We start from the raw sequence: 21350 nt of genomic DNA on the forward strand, positions 1-21350 counted from the left end.
CGCTCTTAATCGCAGTTTGGTATCGTGTAGGTCCAGGTTTCCGCTACACCGGTAGGAAAGCTATATACCATTCCTTTGCCCATTTCAAACCAGAGTTTTCCCCGGAGTTTTTCGTGTCCGCCGATTTCGTTCATGGATAGACTGTCGTAAATCCTCCCGTTGATCATCACATACTTGATCTTTTCAGAATTTCGGATATCGTCCAGGGGATTGGCATCCATGATCACGAGGTCGGCAAGTTTGCCTACCTCCAGGGAGCCGATTTCCCGATTCATACCCAGGTAATTGGCACCGTTTATAGTGGCACAGCGGATGGCCTGTAGGGGTGTCATACCGCCTTGAACCAGCATCCACAGTTCCCAATGAGCGCCTAGTCCCTGAATCTGTCCATGGGCACCGAGGTTCACTTTCGTATTACCGCCATCTGCAATTTGCTTGGTAGCTTTGGAGACATCAATATGGCCATAATCTCCATACTCAGAAGTTGTTCTCCGGCGCGAACGGGCATCTACTATAGCTCTTGGGGTGAAATTCAGCAGTCTTTCGTTTTCCCATACATTGGTGCGGTCGTACCAGTAGTTCTCGCCCCATTGCGCACCATAGCTCACGATCAGTGTAGGGGTATAGGCCACCTTGGTTTTGTTCCAGAATGATATAACGTCTTTATAAACCGGGGCCACGGGAATGCTGTGCTCTATTCCGGTATGGCCATCGGCCACCATGTTCATATTGGTAAAGAAGGTAGAACCCCCTTCAGGTACCACCTCCATCTTCAGTTGACGGGCTGCTTCCAGGATTTGCTGGCGCTGATCGCGGCGGGGCTGATTGTAAGATTTTACAGAAAAAGCACCCACAGCTTTTAACCTGCGCAGGTGAGAAAGGGCATCATCCAAACTATTGATCACTACTTTAAAATCGCCATCTGCACCATATAGGATAGAGCCTGTAGAGTATAGGCGCGGACCAACCATGCGGCCAGACCTGATCATCTCGGCCTGACTGAACACCATTTCCGTATTGCTGGAAGGGTCATGGGCTGTGGTTACACCAAAAGCCAGATTGGCCAGGTACGACCAGTCGTTGGTCGGACTGATGCCGTCCGGACTGGTACGCAGGTGGGCATGGACATCAATAATGCCTGGCATGATGGTTTTTCCAGTTACATCAATGACTCTTGCAGCGTCGGGGATTACCATTTCCGTTGCTTTGCCCATGGCAATGATCTTGTTATTCTCGATCAGGATGGTGCCCTCCTCGATAACCGCATCGCCTTTCATGGTGATGATTCTGCCGCCCTTTAGTGCCGTAAGTCCGCTGGGGCTATCGCTTTTCAGTCGGAGGTTGAGGGCAATTCCAGTGCTGTCCGGTTTAGGCAATTCCTTCGGTGCACCTTCCAGGAAGCCAAACGCATCTTTGATTTCCCTGCTGTAATATTGGTCGCCCAGTGTCCAAAGCAATTTTTTGCTATCACCACTCCAGTGTATATAAGTCCCTGCGTCCCGGGTGATCCGGCTCAGGGGCAGGTTTCTGTTGGATGCGGACAGCTCCAATGGGGCACCAACGGTAACCATTGGGGTAATGTATACATTGAATAGTTCTGTAAATGCCAGCCATTTGCCGTCCGGACTGGGGGAAAACTGGGTGGTGTAAGTAGAGGTATAATGCGTGCGCTCGTTGCTACCATTGAGGTCGATGCTCTTCAATGCCTTTTTGCCGCCTTCATTTCCCTGGAAATAGATGCGGCTGTCATCTGCGCTGAATTGCGGCTTGATGCCGTTTTCGGAAATCAGGGTCTTAGGACCACCATTGGCAGACATCAGGAAAATGCCTGTGCCACGTCCATAGGCATAGCCCAGCACATCATTGCCGATGCCTTTGCGGAAAAGGATCCTGTCGCCTTTGCTGGAAAAACTGGGCGAGTAATAGAAACCCTTTTCTTCGGTCAGGGTTACCGTCTTTCCAGACTTAATGTCGCTTTTTTTAATTGCTCCCTTAAACTCATCGCTCCAGGTGGTGTAAATGACAGATTTGCCATCGGGACTGATGCTGGGTTCAAATTCAAACTCGATACCCTGGGTTACCCTTTCCGGGTTGCCATTGGGCAGGTCTTTTTTATAAAGGAAACCCGCTGCGTTGAAGATGACAAACTTTCCGTCGGGAGAAGTGGTCAGCTGGCGGATCATTTTTGCAGTGAATTCCGGGTTGTGTACCTGTTGTGGGAAATGCAGTGCTTCCTGTACGGTCTGTTTGCTGCTTACCTGAAAAGGCACATCAGAAGTGATCAATGAAGCCAGTTCGATTTTTTTGATCTTTCCTTTGGCATAGAAAACGATGTTTTTGGCATCGGGTGTCCAGGCATAATTGGGATATACCCCAAATATGGCCCAGGTTTCCTGCTGGTCATGGGATAAGTCTTCCGTCAGGGGCCATTCTTCTCCGGTTTTCAGGTTCTGTACAAAAAGCACCGATTTGAGGCGTACGCGTTTTACATAAGCCATCATTTTTCCATCGGGTGAAATCTGTGGTCGGGCCGAGCCACCGGACTGGGCAATGAGGTTGGTCAGTTTACCGGTGGTCATATCCAATTGTCTGATCGCGTAGATCAGGCCGTTCGGGTCTTTGCTGTATTCAAAATTGGGGCCTGGTGAAACATCTTCACTGAAATAAAGGAAGCGGCCATTGGGATCGACATTCGGTTCGCCGGCATCCTGCTGGTCATTTTTTCTTTTGGTCAGCTGGATGCCTTCTCCGCCATAGATGCTGTACATCCACATTTCACCTGCACCAAGGGACCGGCTTCCGGTGAAATGTTTGCGGGCAATGAGGTATTCGCTGTTGGGTGTCCAGGTTGCGTTGTTGAGCAATCTGAATGTCTCTTTGGTCACCTGTCTCTTGTTAGAGCCGTCACGGTTCATGATCCAGATGTTGTCGGCTCCGCTTTTGTCGCTGGTGTAGGAGATGTATTTCCCATTGGGACTGAACCGAGGCTGGATATCCCAGGCAATCCCTTCGCTAAGAGGAGTGGCTGTTCCACCGGCAATCGGCATGATATAGATGTCACCCAAAAGGTCGAAAACAATATCCTTGCCGTCGGCGCTCACATCCAGGTTCATCCAGGTGCCTTCATCCGTGTTGATGGAAAACGTATTAGTTGTGCCACGGTACTTTTCAATGTCCCAGTTTTTTTCCTGGGCTGCAGAAATGTAAGTGGTAAACAGTAAGGCTAGTAGTAAATGTGATGATCTCATACGCGAAGCGGTTATTGCTGCGCAATTTAATAATCTCAGTTCATTTTTATAGTTTTGAGGACTACCTTTTTATGAACGAAGCAGAGATATTAAAAAGATACTGGGGATTTGACAGTTTCAGGCCTTTACAGGATGAAATCATCGGTTCCGTTTTAAATGGAAATGATACTTTGGCCTTATTGCCGACCGGTGGGGGGAAGTCGCTGTGCTTCCAGGTTCCGGCTATGGTGAAGGAAGGCATTTGCATTGTGGTATCGCCACTGGTAGCGCTGATGAAGGATCAGGTGGAGAATTTAAAAAGTAAAGGTATAGATGCCGTTGCGATTTATGCAGGGATGGGGAAGCGGGAAATTGATATCCTCCTGGACAATTGTATTTATGGGAAGATCAAGTTCCTTTACCTCTCACCAGAACGTTTGTTATCTGAAATTGTAAGGGCGCGCATCTCCTATATGAATGTAAACCTGATTGCCGTGGATGAGGCACATTGTGTGTCCCAATGGGGTTATGATTTCAGGCCTCCTTACCTTCAGGTCAGTGCATTGAGGGAACTGGCACCGGAAGCACCGGTACTCGCCCTTACGGCTACGGCTACCGATTTTGTGAGGAAAGACATTGTAGAAAAGCTGGCTTTCAGAAATGGGAAGGTCTTTGTGCAGAGCTTTGCCCGTAAAAACCTCAGTTATGTGGTGGCTGCGGATGCCGATAAACACCGGAAGCTGCTGAGCATTGTAAATAATGTAAAAGGCAGTGGACTGGTCTATGTACGCAACCGAAGAGAGACTTCGGAAGTAGCGCTTTTCCTGCAGCGTAACGGTGTGGCATCAGATTTTTATCATGCAGGGGTAGAAAAAGAAGAACGTTTCAGAAAGCAGGAGCTCTGGAAGCAGAATAAGATCAGGGTGATGGTGGCCACTAATGCCTTTGGGATGGGCATCGATAAACCCGACGTGCGCTTTGTGGTGCATCTGGATTTACCCGACAGTCTGGAAGCCTATTATCAGGAAGCCGGCCGCGCGGGACGCGACGGGAATAGGGCCTATGGGGTTCTGCTGGCCAATAAGAGCGATCAGCTTGCATTGGAAGGTAAATATAAAGACAGTTTTCCGGGACCGGATGAGATCAAAAAAGTCTACCATTACCTGGGCAATTATTTTCAGCTGGCCTTTGGGAGTGGGGAAGGACTGAGCTTTGGTTTTGATATCGCAGACTTCTGCAAACGCTTTAATCTGGGCGTGATCAAGACCATGGCGGCACTGAAGTTCCTGGAGCATGACGGATATATCACCCTGTCGGAAAACATTTTCCTGCCCTCGAGGTTGTTGTTTATAGTCGGCCATGAAGATGTGTACCGTTACCAGATTGAAAACTCAGGTTTCGACAGGTTGCTGAAGACCATATTGAGGTCTTATGGCGGCGCATTTGAACAATATGTGAAAATACAGGAGTCAGATCTTTGCAAAAAACTGGCAATGTCTTTTAAGGAACTGCAGAAAAACCTGTTGTTTTTGCAGGAGCAGGGTTTGTTGTCCTATCTGCCACAGACTGATCAGCCGCAGTTGCAATATGTATTGCCGCGTCTGGATTTATTGCATATGGATGTGGATGTGAAATATATTGAACTGAGGAAAAAGGTGCAGATGGAACAAGTGGAGGCCGTGTTGAAATATACAGGTACTTATTTATGCCGGAGCATACAGTTGCTGGCTTATTTCGATGAGCCTGGAGCCGATAAATGTGGTGTTTGTGATGTCTGCCTGGCCGAGAAAAAAGCAGATGACGAAGCGCAGCTCCCCGATAAGATCGATTTTGAGATAGCTACGCTATTGCAAACCGGACCTTATGCTTTGGCAGAGCTCGTTAACGCAGTCAAAACAGGTTCAGAAAATGAAAGAATCAACCGCATCAGGGAATTGCTTGATGCAGGTAAAATAAAAACCGATGGTAAAAATTACTATCTTTAATTAAAACCCTATCCTATGAAATCATTAGTACAAATTGCGCTTTTTATCCCGGTTATGCTGGCCGGTTGTAGTTCCAATTGTGTAGAAGACTCAGGCAAGAACATCACGATCGGAACTGTGGTGAAGCCCTTCGATAAGATCAAGGTGGAAGGTGCCTTTAAATTGGTGTTGACACAGGATAGCAGTTATCAGATCAGGATCCAGGCCGATTCGGCGATTATGAAACACGTTCGGGCAGATGTAAGTGGAGGAGAGTTGAAGGTTCAGTTGGGCGATAAGAAATATTGCGGAACCGATTCCATCATCGTATACGCAGGCATCGGCGTATTGAAAGAATTGGATACAGAAGGGGCAGTAAAAGTAGCAGGCGAGGGGCGCATTTATGCAGATGACCTGAAATTTGAATTTTCGGGAACTTCGAATGTGTCGCTCGACTTAAGTGTGCGTAAACTGGAGACCAAAATAGACGGCGTCGCAGAGTTGAAGCTGATCGGGCAGGCTGGGACACATGACCTGGACAGCAAGGGGACGGTGAAGATCAATGCATTTGATTTCGTGGCCGGGATATATGATATTGATATGGACGGAACAGCCAAAGCAAATGTCAATGTGCTGAATGAACTGAAGGTGAAGACTTCAGGCGCTACAGAGATCTATTATAAAGGGAATCCTAAAAAAGTAGATGAAAAAAAATCAGGAGCAGCGAAGCTGGAAAAAGTAAATTAGTTGGCTTTTTCCGTTTTTTAGCTACTTTAGTGCATTAATTCATACATGGAAAAGAACGACAAAAAGACGATCCGGTCATGGGCATACTTCGACTGGGCCAATTCTGCTTATAATCTCGTCATCACAACTACCATATTCCCGGCTTATTACACTGCAATCACCAGCGATACCGATCCGGGGACCGTAGATTACGTGAGCTTTTTGGGACAAAAATTTGTCAACTCCGCATTGTATAGTTATGCACTCGCTTTTGCATTTCTGCTGATCGCCATTGCCTCTCCGATTTTATCGTCGATAGCCGATAGTAGGGGCAATAAGATGATCTTTATGAAGATGTTTACCTATTTGGGAGCACTTTCCTGTTGCGGACTTTACTTCTTCGAGATTGATACATTGCAGGTCAGCATGTTGTTTTTTATCATTGCTGCGATTGGTTATTCGGGAAGTCTGGTCTTCTATAATTCCTATTTGCCTGAGATTGCGACAGTAGACCAGCAGGATGCGGTAAGTGCCAAGGGTTATGCCTATGGGTACATCGGTAGTATCCTGCTTCAGTTGCTGTGCTTTGTTTTTGTTTTTTTTCCGGAATTTTTCGGTTTGGCAGGCAAAGCCCATGCATCCCGGTTCTCTTTTTTGCTGGTGGGGCTCTGGTGGATGCTTTTTGCACAGATTCCCTTCCGGAAATTACCGAAAGGAAGTCCGAATTTTAGAGAAGGGAAGTCAAATGTTATGACCAGTGGCTTCAGGGAGTTAAATAAGGTTTGGAAACAGGTGAAGCAAATGCCATATCTTAAACGCTTTCTGTATTCCTTTTTCTTTTATTCGATGGGTGTACAAACGGTGATGCTGGTGGCTACCTTGTTTGGCGGAAAGGAACTGGGGCTACCATCAGAAACCCTGATCGCGGTGGTGCTGTTATTGCAATTGCTGGCCATTCCGGGCGCTATGCTGATGTCCTATCTTTCAAAGAACTTTTTTGGGAATGTGCTGGTGCTGATGGGCGTATTGGTGGTCTGGATTGGGATTTGCTTCGGCGCCTATTATACCACCACGGCCGGGCAGTTTTATTGTCTGGCGGCTGTAGTTGGCCTGGTCATGGGTGGTGTACAGTCGCTTTCGCGGTCGACATATTCTAAGTTTTTACCCCAGGAAAGCCCGGACCATACGGCTTTTTTCAGTTTCTACGATGTGACTGAGAAATTGGCCATTGTAGTCGGGACCTTTAGTTTTGGTTATATTGAAGCATTTACCGGCAGTATGCGCAACTCTGTGATCGCGCTGGCCATATTTTTTGTATTAGGTTTGGTATTTTTGTTGCTGCTCAGGAGAGTAGAACCCAAGTCGGTAAAGGCTGCGGCCTAGATTTTAAGAGAGATAGATGAGAATAGAATTATTTGTGCCCTGTTTTGTAGACCAGTTGTATCCGGAAACTGCATTTAATACCATTAAATTGCTGGAAAAAGCCGGATGTGAGGTGTTTTACAACAATGCGCAGACCTGTTGTGGTCAGCCTGCTTATAATGCGGGTTATTGGGAGCAGGCTAAAGAAATAGGACATAAATTTCTGAGTGATTTTTCTGAAACAGATTATATTGTAGCCCCTTCGGCATCCTGTGTTGGGATGGTTAAAGGCGGGTATAATGACTTGTTTACGAATACCACGGTGCATAACAAATGCAGGAACATCCAGACGAACATCTTCGAATTGTCGGATTTTCTGGTCAATGTATTGAAACGCGACTATTTTGGGGCAGAACTGGAGGGCAAGGCGGTGTATCATGACTCTTGCAGTGGACTGCGGGAATGCAAGATTAAGGAAGAACCAAGATTATTGTTGTCGAAAGTACATGGACTGGAGATGGTGGAAATGAAGGACACGGATATGTGCTGCGGATTTGGCGGTACCTTTGCAGTTAAGTTTGATGCCATCTCATCGGCTATGGCCGAGCAAAAAGTGAACAATGCATTGGAGCAGGGGGCGGAGTATATCATTTCTACAGACTTGTCCTGTCTGATGCATTTACAGGGCTACATTGAGAAAAACCAGATTCCGTTAAAAACCATGCACCTGGCAGATGTATTGGCAAACGGATGGCTGGAAAGTACAGAATATTGATTAACTTTGCTTTTAATGATCACATTGTAGGTGATTGAATGTATATTTTTTATTAATTTTTAAATCATAGTTGTAGATGATTAACATTACATTACCTGACGGCTCCAGTCGTCAGTACGAGCAGGGCACTACTGCCCATCAGATTGCATTATCCATTTCAGAGGGCCTGGCCCGTAACGTTTTAGCTGCCGAGGTAAACGGTGAGGTATGGGATTCTTCCAGACCTATCGAAGTTGACTCGACATTGAAATTGCTGACCTGGAATGACACAGCAGGTAAGGCGACTTTCTGGCATTCTTCCGCACACATCATGGCTGAAGCATTGGAAGCTTTGTATCCGGGAACCAAATTTGGTATCGGTCCGGCTATAGAAAACGGCTTTTATTACGATGTAGATTTCGGCGACCGTGAATTTTCTTCGGATGATTTCAAGGCGATTGAGGCCAAAATGCTGGAGCTTGCCAAGCAAAAAGAAGTTTTTGAACGTAAGGCAGTATCTAAAGCAGATGCCGTAGCGTATTTTAATGAAAAAGGAGACGAGTACAAACTGGACCTTCTGGAAGGTCTGGAAGACGGAAAGATTACTTTTTATACACAAGGTGAGTTCACTGACCTTTGTCGTGGACCGCATATCCCGAATACCGGCTTCATCAAAGCTGTAAAGCTCATGAATGTAGCCGGAGCTTATTGGAGAGGAGATGAGAACAGGAAACAGCTGACCCGGATCTATGGGGTAACTTTCCCTAAGGCAAGTGAGCTGACCGAGTACCTTCATATGATTGAAGAAGCAAAGAAACGCGACCACAGGAAACTGGGTAAGGAGTTGGAGCTTTTTGCTTTCTCAGAGAAAGTAGGTATGGGTTTGCCTTTGTGGTTGCCTAAGGGGGCCGCATTGCGTGAACGTTTGGTGCAGTTCCTGACCAGAGCCCAGTCTAAAGCTGGCTACGATCAGGTAGTTACGCCACATATCGGACATAAGAACCTGTACATCACTTCAGGTCATTATGAGAAGTATGGTAAAGACGCATTTCAGCCGATCAAGACACCTCAGGAAGGCGAAGAGTTTTTCCTGAAGCCGATGAACTGTCCGCACCACTGCGAGATCTATAAAACCAAACCACGTTCTTACAAGGATCTTCCTTTGCGTTTCGCAGAGTTTGGTACCGTATACAGGTACGAACAAAGCGGGGAATTGCATGGGCTGACCAGGGTACGCGGATTTACTCAGGATGATGCACACTTATTCTGCAGACCCGACCAGGTAAAGGAAGAGTTCAAGAAGGTGATTGATCTGGTACTGTATGTGTTTAAGTCCTTAGGCTTCAATGACTATATTGCGCAGGTTTCCCTGAGAGATCAGGAAAACAGATCGAAATACATTGGAAGTGACGAGAACTGGCATCTGGCAGAATCTGCAATCATCGAAGCTGCTGCAGAAAAAGGTTTGCCTACTGTGGTAGAATACGGAGAGGCTGCATTTTATGGGCCTAAGCTCGATTTCATGGTGAAAGACGCTTTAGGCAGGAAATGGCAGTTGGGTACAATCCAGGTAGATTATAATTTACCGGAACGTTTTGAACTGGAATATACCGGAAGTGACAATATGAAGCATAGGCCGGTGATGATCCACAGGGCGCCATTTGGCTCTTTGGAACGTTTTATTGCGGTTTTGATCGAACATTGTGCCGGAAACTTCCCATTGTGGCTTTCTCCGGAACAATTTATCATTCTTCCTATTTCTGAAAAGTATGAAGATTATGCAAAAAAAGTTTCAGATGAACTAAATAATTCCGATATTCGCGGGCTGATTGACTTTAGAGATGAAAAAATCGGAAGGAAAATCAGAGACGCAGAGGTTAAAAAGATACCATATATGTTGATCATCGGAGAGAAGGAAATGGCAGAAGGTAAGGCATCGGTGAGGAAACATGGTGAGGGAGATTTAGGAGAAATGACACTGCAAGAGTTTAGTGAATTATTAATTAAAGAAATAACAGTTTAACAGGATACAAATTTGGCATTAGGCAGACCAGGATTTAATAGGGGACCACGTCCTCCTTTTAAGAAAAAAGAAGCAGAACATAATATTAATCAGTTTATCAGGGCTCAAGAGGTGAGATTAGCTGGGGATAATGTTGAACCAGGGATCTATCCTTTGGCAAAAGCTTTGGCACTTGCTGACGAACTGGAGTTGGACCTGGTGGAGATCTCTCCAAATGCTGTTCCTCCTGTTTGTAGGATCATCGACTACAGTAAGTTTGTATACGAGCAGAAGAAAAAGCAGAAGGAGATCAAGGCCAATGCGAAGCAGACTGTTATTAAGGAGATCAGATTCGGTCCTAATACGAACGATCATGATTTTCAGTTTAAATTGAAACATGCCATTAGTTTCCTGGAAAACGGAGAAAAAGTAAGGGCATATGTTCACTTTAAAGGTAGGGCAATTGTGTACAAAGAGCAGGGAGAAATCCTGCTGTTGAAATTTGCGCAGGCACTGGAAGATATAGGTAAAGTAGAATTGCTGCCTAAGTTGGAAGGAAAGCGTATGTTTCTTACACTTGCACCAAAAGTTGCAAAAAAATAAATAAATTACATAAATAAACACAGGTTATGCCAAAAATGAAAACCAATTCCAGTGCTAAAAAGCGTTTTTCGCTTACTGGAACAGGTAAAATCGCAAGGAAGAATGCCTACAAAAGCCACATCTTGACAAAGATGTCGACTAAACGTAAGCGTAACTTAGGTCAGACTTCAATGGTGTCTGATGCTGACATGGGCAACGTTAAACGTATGCTTGCAATCGGTAAATAATTAAATTTTAAACCAGGTAACCGGTAGATAAGTTTGCTGTAAAACGCAACACCGTTTATCAAAAACAATTAAAACATGCCACGTTCGGTAAACGCAGTAGCTTCGAGAAGAAGAAGGAAAAAGGTCTTAAATTTAGCCAAAGGCTATTGGGGATCAAGAAGCAAGGTTTTCACCATTGCTAAAAATACGGTAGAAAAAGGTTTGCAATATGCATATCGTGACCGTAAAGTTAAGAAAAGAGAATTCCGCGGATTGTGGATTCAGCGTATCAACGCTGGTGCACGTCAGCATGGTATATCTTACTCTCAATTGATTGGTAAATTGGCTAGCAAAAACATCGGTTTGAACCGTAAAGTTTTGGCTGACTTAGCAATGAACCATCCAGAAGCTTTTAAAGCTGTAATTGATGCAGTAAAATAGATATAATTCAACTTATATTAAAAAAGGGAGCCTCAAGCTCCCTTTTTTGTGTCCGTATTTTTATAAAGTGATGTAATTTCCCGCTTCCAGGATCTGTTCTTTGTTGATGACACTCAGTGAGGGAATTCTGCCCAGGATAGGAAGACCGCTGTAATTGGCGATATAACGTTCTGTTTCTGCATTGGCCTTTCCATTGAAGATGATGCCCGCTACAGGTATTTGTCTGTGTTTGAGTAGCTCCAGTGTCAGCAAGGTGTGGTTGATGCTGCCCAGGTAATTCTGACTCACCACAATCACTTTCGCTTCCGTTTTTTGGATGAGGTCGATGATCAGTTCCTGGTCATTGAGTGGTACCATCAAGCCTCCGGCACCTTCAATGATCAGGTCGTTGGTGGTATCGGGTAGCTGAATATCTCCGAGACGGATTTCTACTCCGTCGATCTTTGCAGAGAGGTGGGGAGAAAGTGGTTGGCCCAGGCGATAGCGCTCCGGATGGATTTTTGTTTCTGAATTGCTGACGAGTTGACTGACCAGGAGGCTGTCACTGACATCCAGATCACCCGATTGTATCGGTTTCCAGTAGTCTGCCTTTAATTTTTCGGTAATAATAGCGCTGGTGATGGTTTTTCCGATCCCTGTGCCTATGCCTGTAATAAAATAGGTTTGCTTCATTTTTTTGAAAGTAATTGGAGTATGTCGACGAGTTTGTTGATTTCCTCATCGTTATTGAATACATGCAGGCAAATCCTTAGGCGTTCCTTACCTTCAGGGACAGTTGGGCTAAGGATAGGACGGACATCCAGTCCTGCTTGCTGGAGTGTTGCAGCTGCCTCTATTGCAGCTTTATTGCCGGAACACATTACGGTTTGTATCGGGCTTGTTGTGGCCCCATAGTAGAGACCTGACTGTGTAGTCAGCTGATGAAATCGTTCAATTTTTTGTCTGATCAATATGGCATGATCTTGTTTGATTAATTGTTCGTAAGCACATTTGATCGCTACTATATTGTGAATGGCGGCAGCGGTAGTATAGATGAACGATCTGGCAAAATTGATGAGGTATTGCCGCAGGGAATGACTACCTAAAACAACTGCACCATGTGTTCCCAGCGCTTTTCCAAAGGTAACAACTCTGGCAAATACCTGGTCTTGCAAACCAAGTTCATGGACAAGACCTTTTCCGTGCTCGCCAAAAGTACCTACGGCATGAGCTTCATCTACGATCAGTGCAGCGTGATAAGTTTTACATAATTCATTGATCTCTGTTAAGGCTGCGAGATCTCCGTCCATAGAGTACACACTTTCTACCACTACATATATATTGCCTTTGGCAATTTTTAATTTGGATTCCAGTTGCTGCAGGTCATTGTGCTTGAAAGTATACCTGTTCGCATGGCTTAGCCTGGCCCCATCAATTAAACTGGCATGAATGAGTTCATCTGTGATGATGGTATCGCCACGCTGAGGAATGGAAGACAGCAGCCCCAGGTTGGCATCGTAGCCCGAGTTGAATATCAGTCCGCTTTCGGCTTCATGGAAGGCAGAGATGAATTGTTCGGTCTCTTCTGTAAAGCTATGGTTGCCACTCAATAATCTTGAACCTGTAGCACCATTTTTTGCATAGGGCATTTTAGATAATGCATGTTCAATATTTGCTTTCAGCTGTGTAGAATGTGCAAATCCCAGGTAATCATTAGAACAAAAATCTACAGGCATCACTGAAGTTTTCAATGTTCTGAGTAAGCCATTTTCTTTTCTGGCGCTTAGCCGGGCGGCCAGGAATTGTTCTGCGGTGTTCATCTGCTTCAAAAATAAAGAAAGCGGACTGAATATCCGCTTTCTTTATCGACCTTGCTCCAGGGTACTTAGGTGTGCCCTGTGAAAATGGTGCTAATTTTTATTAAGTTGAGAAATAGATTTTTGCATTTGGGACATCATACTGGTCAGGGTCTCGATGGTCGGTTCCGGGGTTGGATCCGGTAGGGTAGAAGATATATAGGCTTTTGCTTTCCAGATTTCCAGGATATCATCTGCAGGGATCGTATACGGATCGTAAACCTTATTGTCTGAAATCAGCTTCAGTTCCTTATTTTCTTTGAATCGGTTGCCTGCCCTTTTATATACTACACCTTCATTTTTGCTGATGATGATGTAAGTTTCCCCGGTTTTAACGTCATTCCAGTTGTCGAGGTATTCGGCAAGGATGATACTGCCCGGCTGAATTGGCAACATGGAATCACCCATGATCTCAAATGCCCTGAAAGTACCCTGTCTTAAAAAAGGAAGCGGTAATTGGAATTTGGGGAGCTCTTTAATGTATTGAGGGTCAGAAAAACCGTTCAGGTAGCCGGCGCTTGCTTTTACCGGAACCATCTCAATGTTCTCATTGTCGTCCTTGTCGACGGAAATGCTCAGTACCCGGAGGTTAGAACCCTGGCTTTTTGGCTTAGGTTTCCAGTCTTGATTGATGTTTTCATTGATGAACTCATCGATGGTTAAATCGAAATACTCTGCTATTCTTTTTAGTAAATCGTATTTTGGTTCTGCCCTGTCTTCCTCATAGGCTCCGATGAGTGATCTTTTAATACCCATAGCATCAGCGAATTGCTGCTGTGTGTGGCCTTTTTTCTTCCTTAGGTACTTTAGGTTAGATGAAATATTTGACATAAAATAAAAATTTAATATTTATTTGTTTTTACTAAAATAGTTAGTATTATTGTGCTCATAAAGTTAGTATTATTTATTTGAATATACAAAAGGAGTACTAATTAAATTAGTTTATAAAATTTAAACCGTAGAGAAATGAAAAAGTTCGTATACATTGTGACAGACAGAAACCGTACTACTTTACATGTTGGAATGAGTTCTGATTTATTGAAGACGCTTGAATTTTACAAGCAAATGCCAAGTTTGTTTTTTGACAATGCGCAGCAACTGACACGTTTGATTTATTTTGAAGAGTTGAAAACGGAAGAGCAGGCGCTGAGCAGGTTTAAAACTATAAGTCGTTTTACCCGTATGCAGAAGGAAAGACTGGTGAGGTCTTGTAACCCTGATTGGGTAGATCTGACCATCGGACTGGATTTTGAGCACATCATCACGAGCAAGAAGTTGATCACTCAGGTAAACCTTCCTTTTGGAATGGCTTCCTAAAAAATAAAAAAGGCATATTGAAACTCAATATGCCTTTGAATAAAGATTTTGATTCTTTCAGTTGATTACCATCCTGGGGCAAAAGTAAGACCAAACACACCGCCTTTTACGTCTGTACGCTGGAATGGAAATGCATAATAAGGTTCCAGTACAAAATAGCCGAATACATTTACCCTTACCGATATACCTGCACTAAGTGCTGGAACACGCTCGTTGGTGGTGGTATAAACAGTATTTCCATTGCTGTCCTTCACTTCCATTCCCTGATCATTTAAAAGGGGATTCATGTTGTTTTCCGGCTGGCTCTTAAACACTACTTTTGATCCCTGGTTCCAGGCCAAACCTGCGTCAAAGAAAAGGTTCAGATCGGTAAACAGGAATTTTGATGGGATTTGAGCCAGTTTCTTCGGCCCGGTGAAGGGCAGGCGGATTTCAAAATTCGCTACTGCGATTTTACTTCCCGATAATTGATTGATGTCGAATCCTGTGCTAGAACTTGTATTGTTGTACAATGAATTGGCTTCATATCCCCTGATCAGGTATGGATAACCAATAAACAAAGGATATAGGTTTTCACCTTGTTTTCCGATCCGGATATAATTGTAGCTTCTGGCTGCGAGAGTGATGGGCTTTAGGCGCACGTATTTTCTTACATCAACTGTAACTGCAGAAAACTCGTAATCCCCGAAATATTTCTCTGCGCCAATCCTATACCTGAAACCGTCCAAAGGTGCGGTAACTCCCATAATAGAATTGTCACCTACAAAAGAGGCATTCAATTGAAATATAGAGAACGAATTAAGTGGAACACCCAATTGCTGGGCTGCCTCAGAACTGGCAACTTTTTCTTTATCGGAACCGATATAGTATCCAATAGCACCATTGCCTAGATCTTCATAATAATTGGAGATTTTGTCGACCCGATAACTGTACTTTGAAAAAGCACCCCCAGCCTCAAATCTGTGTACTTTATTGAAAGGATAAGAAGCGAAAAGCTGTGCCTGATCTTCGAATGTCCTGATCAGGTAAGTTCTGTCTGCAACGACATCTACCATTTTGTTATTGATCTCTATCTGATCTGCGACCAAATCTCTCAGACCGGTAATGTAGGGGATGTGAGATATGGCAACACCCCAATTGATCCTGCTTTGTTGATTGATGTAACCAACCAGGCCTCCAAAATCGTAGATCTCCCCATTTACGGATAAATTGGCAACAATCTGATTCCTTCCGATAATATCACTGAACATACCCACAATGCCACCCTGTACACCTGTTCCAAAGCGACTGGTCGAAACACCTACGCCGCTATTGGCCAGATAGTCGAGTCGGAATTTAGGTTTATAAGGGACTAACCTCATAGAGTCCGCTGTAGTTTTTTCAAAGCGTTCGAAATTTCCAAGATTGGAATTGACGAGGTCTACACCGTTGGTTTCCATTGGAGGCAGCACAGCTGCATCAAAGTTTACCGAATTGGCATCAACGGGTTTAGATTTGAAATTGCTTACCGGCGAGTTGTACAGCGTATATCGCTGATAGCGATAATAGCTGTATACGATATCGTCGTTGCGGGAAACGGAAATGGCGGGTGAGAATTCGGTGATCCCACTGATACCAGTGAAATAATCCGTCATTTGTTTTACACTCTGATCTGCCAGTGTATATTCATATAAATTTCTGAATCCGTCGCGGTTCGATAAGAAGTATAAGCGTTTGCTGTCACCTGAAAACTGTGCATTAAGGTTGTTCGCTCCAGGGAAAACCGGAACGTTGCTCAGTGATTTGCTTTCGATATCATATAAAGTCAGGTTGATCGGATGTACAGCATCAATGCCGCCTTTCATGATCGAGGCACGGTCAGAAGAAAATGCGATCAACTTACCATCAGGCGAATAGGTTGGCGCATAATCTGAATAAGCATCATTGGTGATCTGTGTGACTTGTTTGGTTTTGAGATTGTAAGAAAAGATATCACTTTGGCCTTCTACCATACCGGAGAAAGCCAGATCATCGCCATTCGGTGACCAGGTGAGGTTACCGAATTGTGCTACATTAGCCATATCCGCACGCAGGGTTACCTTGCCATTATCTATGTTGATGATCATCAACTGATTTTTACCTTTACTGAAAATACTGAAAGCAAATTGTTTGCTATCTGGCGACCAGGCACCGGCTGATTCCAAAAAGTTGAATTCGTCGATGTGGGAATTGGCAATCTGACTGCTTAATTTTCTTAGAATTTTGCCTGTTTTGGCATCTGCGAGAAATAAGTCTATTCCAAAAAGGTCTTTCTCTGACATGAAGGCGAGGTATTTTCCATCAGGGCTTACTGCAGGGGCTACGTTCATGTTTCCTGAGTTCTTATTATCTATGATCTTAGTTCCACTAATCTTGATCTGGGAACTATCTGCTTTGAGCATTGGACGGTAATGCTTTTCGATCGCATTTTTCCAAAGACCAGAGAGGGTATTGTCGTCATATCCAAAGGTATACTTCAAGCCATTTTCGTAACCGAACCTTGCTGTGGCTTTAAATAGCGGTACAATGGTCGTATCCCCATATACCGAGCCTACGAAAGTCCAGAATGCCTGCCCATACCGATATGGGAAGTATTTATTGGAATTGGTAAGGTCTTTCAGGGAAGGTATGTCGCGGTTGAGCAGGGCATCCCTCATCCACATAGAAGTGAAAGCATCAGTTTTACCTACGGAGAGGTATTCCGCCATACCCTCTACCATCCAAAGGGGGATCTGACTGATGCTTTCCATGCCAACTGAATCTTTTTCCAGAAGGATGTGGTATTGGAAGGCATGGACCAACTCATGACCCAATACATGCCTGGTCTGGTTGTTGAGTTCCATAACGGGCATGATGACCCTGTTTTTTAAGGATTCGGTAACACCACCGGTACCAACGCCTATTTCGCCTTGTAAAGCAGTAGTTTGTTGAAAATCAGGGTGGTTGTTGTACAGGATGATCGGATTCTTCTTCAGGAAGGTATCCCGGAAAATCTCCTGGTGCATTTTGTACCAGGTCTCTGCATCCTGCGCAAATTTCTGGATCATTTTCTCATTTTTCAAGTAATAGTAGATCTCGAAATGGGGAGTCTGCAATACTTTGAACTTTTCATTTTTGTAGCGCACTTTGTTTTGGCCAAAATATTGGGCCTGAACAGAAATGGCTGTTACCATGAAGATAATGAATAGCAAGCTTAACCTTCTCCAGAATGTAAAGTTCATGATCATAGTATGATATAGTTTAGAAATTGGTCTTTTAAATTTACGCAAAAATCAATAGAATAGTTTAGCGACTGATTATCCATTGTTTTTTTGCTGTTTTTCTTTTTCTTTCTCTTCCTGACGTTGTTTTCTCTTGAGTTGACGCTCTTCTTTTTTAGTCAAAGGAGCTTCAGCAGCAGGTTGTTTGGCCGGTTCAGTACTTTTGTTCTCCGCAGGCTTAACTGATTGTTCCTCTACAGGTAGGGGAGTAGCTTCCATATCAGGCACCTCAAAATCCGTAGAATCTACAGCCAGGCTGTCGGTGCTGGTGGTATCCACTTCATATCTTGGCGTAGGGCAGTTGATCTCCCGGCTAAGCTTGCCCTGCCATTTGGGAAATGGTCCTTCTGTATATCCGGTAGATTTGTCCTTATAGACTTTTTCCATGAATTTGGCAAAGATCGGCAGGGCGGTCCTTGAACCTTCTCCTGTTTCCCCGTTTTTGAAATGAGCAGTACGTTCGTCGCAACCGACCCACACACCTGTGACCAAATCCTTGGTGATTCCCATGTACCAGGCGTCTACGTAATCAGAAGAAGTTCCGGTTTTACCTCCAATCTGGTTGTTGTTTTTCCAAAGGTCCCATTCCCACAGTGCCTGTGAAGTCCCTCCCGGTTCTTCCATACCGCCTCTGAACATATACAGCATCAGCCAGGCAATCTCTTCTGATAGTACGCGCTTGGTTTTCGCCGTAAACTCTTCAATGATGTTGTCATCAAGGTCGGTGATTTTTTCTACAAGGATGGGGTCAGTACGCACACCTTCGTTCAGGAAGGTGCTATAGGCCCTGACCATTTCAAATACCGACACATCATTAGGGCCAAGGCTCACAGATGGGACCGAGGCCAGGTCACTTTCTATACCGCATTCGTGCGCCCATTTGACTACGTTTTCTGCGCCGACTTTTTCCGTAACTTGTGCAGTAATGGTATTGACCGATTTGGCCATTGCCCATCTCAGGGACATTTCGCGATAGCTGATACTCCAATCGGAATTCTTAGGCTCCCATACTTCTTTTTTGCCCTTCTCCTCATATTCAATCCTTACAGGTTTGTCCGTAAATTTGTCACATGGGCTCATGCCGCTTTCGAGCGCCGCGAGGTAGGCGAATGGTTTAAATGTCGATCCAGCCTGTCTCTTTGCCTGCTTTACGTGATCATATTTGAAGAACTTATGGTCTACGCCACCCACCCATACTTTAATCTTTCCACTAAATGGATCCATGGTCATCATGCCTGTATTCATGATCTTACCATAGTATTTGATAGAATCGAGAGTAGAAAATAATGTGTCGCGATCACCTTTCCAGGTAAAGATCTTCATCTTTTTTTTCCGGTTGAAATAAGCCTCAACAGAATCGGGAGTAGCTGCATATTTCTTTTGTAGCAACGCATAAACAGGGAGATTTTTCATGGCGCGGCCCGGGTAGTCAACTTTATGTTTTTCGGAGTCTTCCCAAGGGTCTTCATTGCCCCATACATTATAAAAGCGCTTTTGAATGACCTTCATCTGTTCCTGTACAGCTTCCTCAGCGTATCCCTGCAATTTGGAGTCAATGGTAGTGTAAATCTTCAGTCCATCTTCATACAGATCGTAATTGTTATCCTTACACCATTTTTCCAGGTACTTATCTACAGCAGCACGAAGGTAGGAATCTCCGTCGCTTCCATCATCTACACGTCCTTCTTTCAGTTTGAGCGGTGTTTGTTTAAACTCGGCCAGCTGGCTTGCATTGATATAGCCATACTTGTTCATTTGGGCCAATGCGACATTTCTCCGCTCTAAAGATTTCTCCGGGTTTTTGATGGGGTTGTATAAACTTGTTCCTTTGAGCATACCCACTAAAAGAGCAGATTCAGGGACATTCAGTTCATTTGCTTCCTTATCGAAATAAATCCGGGAAGCAGTTTTGATTCCGTAGGCATTGTTTCCAAAGGAAACCGTATTGAGGTACATGGTAATGATGTCATTCTTGCTGTAATTGGATTCCAGTTTTACAGCAGTGGACCATTCTTTGAGCTTAGCGATGATGGTGCGTACAAGAGGAATACGGCTCAAAAAGCCCTGTGACTTATTGTAGCGTGTCCGATAGAGGTTTTTGGCCAATTGCTGGGTGATGGTACTTGCACCGCGTTTATCGCCGGTAGCTGTAGAGATACCGCTGGAAAGCAGCGACCTGAAATCGATGCCCATGTGCTGATAGAAACGGACATCTTCAGTTGCTACCAATGCGTTGATCACACTTTTGGAGATTTCATTGAAATTGACAGGGGTTCGGTTTTCTTTAAAGTAACGACCGATCAGCTTTCCATCAGCAGTGTATAATTCAGATCCCACACGGAGCGTAGGCATCTGTATATCTTTATAAGAAGGGGAGTAACCGAACAACCACAAGAAGTTTAGTTGCAATGCACAAAAGAAGATAATGATACTGTAAAGGACTATGCTTGAATAACGGATGTACTTATTGCGAATTTCTTTAAACATGTGATAAAGATCAAAAAAAACGTAAAACTGTTAGTGTTAAATAGTGTTAAAACTTATGCTACAAATTAAAGAAAATAATCTGGTTGATGTAGCTAGCCAACAAGCTAATCTTTATACCCTTCAGAATCCTGTTTTTACGATCTAATCGTTACGGTTGCGCTCCTAATACCCAATTTATTCGGAAAGGTCAGTCTGACTGGTCCATACCAATTGCCCGACATCATATCCCAGCTCAGCAGCTTTATTCAGATAAGTGGATTTAATCGAGTCAGGGACAGATTTTTCCCTGGACAATATCCAGATGTAGCGGAGGTCATTGCCCACTACCAATGCATATTTATAGGCTTCGTCGATTGCAATGACATTGTAACCCGCATAAAAGGGGCCGAAAAAAGATACCTTCAATCTCCCTTCCTGGGGATCTCTTACAAATTTGGCCTTACCATTACTTTGTTTCCACTTTTTTTTCAGGACATCGTATCCGCGGTTCTCTACCTGGATTAGACCTTCCTCACCGGCAGTATAGCGGGCGCTTACATTACTTAGATTTTTTTCAAACTTGAAATCCATACGTGCGATTTCAAACCACTTTCCCAGGTATTTATCGCCATCAAAAGGTTTTACGGCCCTGGCACCTTTGGGGATTGATACTTTACATGCAGCGTTGAGTGCAATGGCCCCTGCACCGAGTGCCAATGCAATATAAAATTTATTCAGATTCATAATAATGAATAAACTGAACGCGACTGGTAAAAGTTTTTGAAAATATGATGAAGTTTGTTCGAAGCAAGAATATTGAGTATCTTCGCAGCGCTTTTGGTTCCCGGTCATACAGACCGGGATTAAAAGGGAATACGGTGTAATTCCGTAACTGTCCCGCAGCTGTAAGCTCTGTAACGGTATACTAATCTAAGCCACTTTTCTGCATCCCCCGGGAAAACGATTGGGAAGGCAGGATACCGGGAGTAAGTCAGAAGACCTGCCTAAAGTGGTATATTTCATAGCTTTCGGGGATTGAAGCTTGGAGTGAGTGCTTGTTTATTGTATTTCATTTCCTTGATCTAACTGTTTGCTGTGGGTAAATAACTCACATCAAAAATGATAAGAAACAAAAGTGCCTCCAGGGGCATAAAATGTGTTTTTTTACT

The 21350-nt window shown here is 44.2% G+C and carries 16 protein-coding genes and 1 riboswitch; of the genes, 9 read left to right on the forward strand and 7 right to left on the reverse strand.

The genetic code is table 11. The features are described 5' to 3' along the window. Window positions 1-5 precede the first annotated feature (5 nt). Window positions 6-3248 carry an amidohydrolase family protein gene (locus tag WAE59_RS05280; RefSeq protein WP_337854890.1) on the reverse strand — a complete coding sequence of 1081 codons (3243 nt, stop codon included), beginning with the start codon at window positions 3246-3248 and terminating at the stop codon, window positions 6-8. A gap of 71 nt (window positions 3249-3319) precedes the next feature. On the opposite strand from WAE59_RS05280, the gene WAE59_RS05285 reads away from it, so the two are divergent. From WAE59_RS05285 to rplT, 8 genes are all read left to right on the forward strand, one after another. Then, window positions 3320-5212 carry a RecQ family ATP-dependent DNA helicase gene (locus WAE59_RS05285; RefSeq protein WP_337854891.1) on the forward strand — a complete coding sequence of 631 codons (1893 nt, stop codon included), beginning with the start codon at window positions 3320-3322 and terminating at the stop codon, window positions 5210-5212. Between the two features lie 15 nt (window positions 5213-5227). After that, window positions 5228-5938: a head GIN domain-containing protein gene (locus WAE59_RS05290; RefSeq protein WP_337854892.1), complete on the forward strand. Its 711-nt coding sequence runs from the start codon at window positions 5228-5230 to the stop codon at window positions 5936-5938. Window positions 5939-5983: 45 nt separating this feature from the next. Further along, a complete protein-coding gene (locus tag WAE59_RS05295) occupies window positions 5984-7300 on the forward strand; it encodes an MFS transporter (RefSeq protein ID WP_337854893.1) in 1317 nt (438 codons plus the stop codon). Window positions 7301-7316: 16 nt separating this feature from the next. Beyond that, window positions 7317-8054: a (Fe-S)-binding protein gene (locus WAE59_RS05300; protein ID WP_337854894.1), complete on the forward strand. Its 738-nt coding sequence runs from the start codon at window positions 7317-7319 to the stop codon at window positions 8052-8054. A gap of 76 nt (window positions 8055-8130) precedes the next feature. Next, window positions 8131-10056 (forward strand): threonine--tRNA ligase, encoded by a 1926-nt coding sequence (gene thrS, locus WAE59_RS05305; RefSeq protein WP_337854895.1) that lies wholly within the window; start codon window positions 8131-8133, stop codon window positions 10054-10056. A gap of 12 nt (window positions 10057-10068) precedes the next feature. Continuing rightward, window positions 10069-10638: a translation initiation factor IF-3 gene (infC, locus tag WAE59_RS05310; RefSeq protein WP_015807729.1), complete on the forward strand. Its 570-nt coding sequence runs from the start codon at window positions 10069-10071 to the stop codon at window positions 10636-10638. A gap of 26 nt (window positions 10639-10664) precedes the next feature. Next, on the forward strand, window positions 10665-10865 hold the full coding sequence (gene rpmI / locus WAE59_RS05315) for a 50S ribosomal protein L35 (protein ID WP_048905002.1): 201 nt from the start codon (window positions 10665-10667) through the stop codon (window positions 10863-10865). Window positions 10866-10940: 75 nt separating this feature from the next. After that, a complete protein-coding gene (rplT, locus tag WAE59_RS05320) occupies window positions 10941-11285 on the forward strand; it encodes a 50S ribosomal protein L20 (RefSeq protein ID WP_008238152.1) in 345 nt (114 codons plus the stop codon). A 60-nt stretch (window positions 11286-11345) separates the two neighbouring features. Here the strand turns inward: rplT and bioD are convergent, their stop codons facing one another. From bioD to WAE59_RS05335, 3 genes are all read right to left on the reverse strand, one after another. Next, window positions 11346-11957 (reverse strand): dethiobiotin synthase, encoded by a 612-nt coding sequence (gene bioD, locus WAE59_RS05325; protein WP_337854896.1) that lies wholly within the window; start codon window positions 11955-11957, stop codon window positions 11346-11348. Then, window positions 11954-13084, reverse strand: coding sequence for an aminotransferase class I/II-fold pyridoxal phosphate-dependent enzyme (locus tag WAE59_RS05330; protein ID WP_337854897.1), 1131 nt, complete (start codon window positions 13082-13084; stop codon window positions 11954-11956). The genes bioD and WAE59_RS05330 overlap by 4 nt, the downstream gene beginning before the upstream one ends. 90 nt (window positions 13085-13174) lie before the next feature. Continuing rightward, on the reverse strand, window positions 13175-13951 hold the full coding sequence (locus WAE59_RS05335; protein ID WP_337854898.1) for an XRE family transcriptional regulator: 777 nt from the start codon (window positions 13949-13951) through the stop codon (window positions 13175-13177). Between the two features lie 135 nt (window positions 13952-14086). On the opposite strand from WAE59_RS05335, the gene WAE59_RS05340 reads away from it, so the two are divergent. Next, complete coding sequence (locus tag WAE59_RS05340) at window positions 14087-14437, forward strand: GIY-YIG nuclease family protein (protein ID WP_337854899.1); 351 nt, start codon at window positions 14087-14089, stop codon at window positions 14435-14437. 65 nt (window positions 14438-14502) lie between these two features. Here WAE59_RS05340 and WAE59_RS05345 read toward each other — a convergent pair whose 3' ends face one another. The 3 genes from WAE59_RS05345 to WAE59_RS05355 all read right to left on the reverse strand — a co-directional run bounded on the left by WAE59_RS05345 (window position 14503) and on the right by WAE59_RS05355 (window position 20925). Next, window positions 14503-17682: a basic secretory protein-like protein gene (locus tag WAE59_RS05345; RefSeq protein WP_443147246.1), complete on the reverse strand. Its 3180-nt coding sequence runs from the start codon at window positions 17680-17682 to the stop codon at window positions 14503-14505. Window positions 17683-17751: 69 nt separating this feature from the next. Further along, window positions 17752-20202, reverse strand: a complete 2451-nt coding sequence (locus WAE59_RS05350; protein ID WP_337854901.1) for a penicillin-binding protein 1A — start codon at window positions 20200-20202, stop codon at window positions 17752-17754. 174 nt (window positions 20203-20376) lie between these two features. Continuing rightward, window positions 20377-20925 (reverse strand): lipocalin family protein, encoded by a 549-nt coding sequence (locus WAE59_RS05355; protein WP_337854902.1) that lies wholly within the window; start codon window positions 20923-20925, stop codon window positions 20377-20379. Window positions 20926-21002: 77 nt separating this feature from the next. After that, a riboswitch (cobalamin riboswitch) is annotated at window positions 21003-21203 on the forward strand. Window positions 21204-21350 lie beyond the last annotated feature (147 nt).

The sequence above is a fragment of the Pedobacter sp. GR22-6 genome, from assembly GCF_037402555.1.
In the GTDB taxonomy this organism is placed as follows: Bacteria; Bacteroidota; Bacteroidia; order Sphingobacteriales; family Sphingobacteriaceae; genus Pedobacter.

Excerpts from the sequence above, each read along its gene's own strand:
- WAE59_RS05280 (WP_337854890.1), bottom strand. The coding sequence starts at position 3,248 with ATGAGATCATCACATTTACTACTAGCCTTACTGTTTACCACTTACATT.
- WAE59_RS05285 (WP_337854891.1), top strand. The coding sequence starts at position 3,320 with ATGAACGAAGCAGAGATATTAAAAAGATACTGGGGATTTGACAGTTTC.
- WAE59_RS05290 (WP_337854892.1), top strand. The coding sequence starts at position 5,228 with ATGAAATCATTAGTACAAATTGCGCTTTTTATCCCGGTTATGCTGGCC.
- WAE59_RS05295 (WP_337854893.1), top strand. The coding sequence starts at position 5,984 with ATGGAAAAGAACGACAAAAAGACGATCCGGTCATGGGCATACTTCGAC.
- WAE59_RS05300 (WP_337854894.1), top strand. The coding sequence starts at position 7,317 with ATGAGAATAGAATTATTTGTGCCCTGTTTTGTAGACCAGTTGTATCCG.
- thrS (WP_337854895.1), top strand. The coding sequence starts at position 8,131 with ATGATTAACATTACATTACCTGACGGCTCCAGTCGTCAGTACGAGCAG.
- rpmI (WP_048905002.1), top strand. The coding sequence starts at position 10,665 with ATGCCAAAAATGAAAACCAATTCCAGTGCTAAAAAGCGTTTTTCGCTT.
- rplT (WP_008238152.1), top strand. The coding sequence starts at position 10,941 with ATGCCACGTTCGGTAAACGCAGTAGCTTCGAGAAGAAGAAGGAAAAAG.
- bioD (WP_337854896.1), bottom strand. The coding sequence starts at position 11,957 with ATGAAGCAAACCTATTTTATTACAGGCATAGGCACAGGGATCGGAAAA.
- WAE59_RS05330 (WP_337854897.1), bottom strand. The coding sequence starts at position 13,084 with ATGAACACCGCAGAACAATTCCTGGCCGCCCGGCTAAGCGCCAGAAAA.
- WAE59_RS05335 (WP_337854898.1), bottom strand. The coding sequence starts at position 13,951 with ATGTCAAATATTTCATCTAACCTAAAGTACCTAAGGAAGAAAAAAGGC.
- WAE59_RS05340 (WP_337854899.1), top strand. The coding sequence starts at position 14,087 with ATGAAAAAGTTCGTATACATTGTGACAGACAGAAACCGTACTACTTTA.
- WAE59_RS05345 (WP_443147246.1), bottom strand. The coding sequence starts at position 17,682 with ATGATCATGAACTTTACATTCTGGAGAAGGTTAAGCTTGCTATTCATT.
- WAE59_RS05350 (WP_337854901.1), bottom strand. The coding sequence starts at position 20,202 with ATGTTTAAAGAAATTCGCAATAAGTACATCCGTTATTCAAGCATAGTC.
- WAE59_RS05355 (WP_337854902.1), bottom strand. The coding sequence starts at position 20,925 with ATGAATCTGAATAAATTTTATATTGCATTGGCACTCGGTGCAGGGGCC.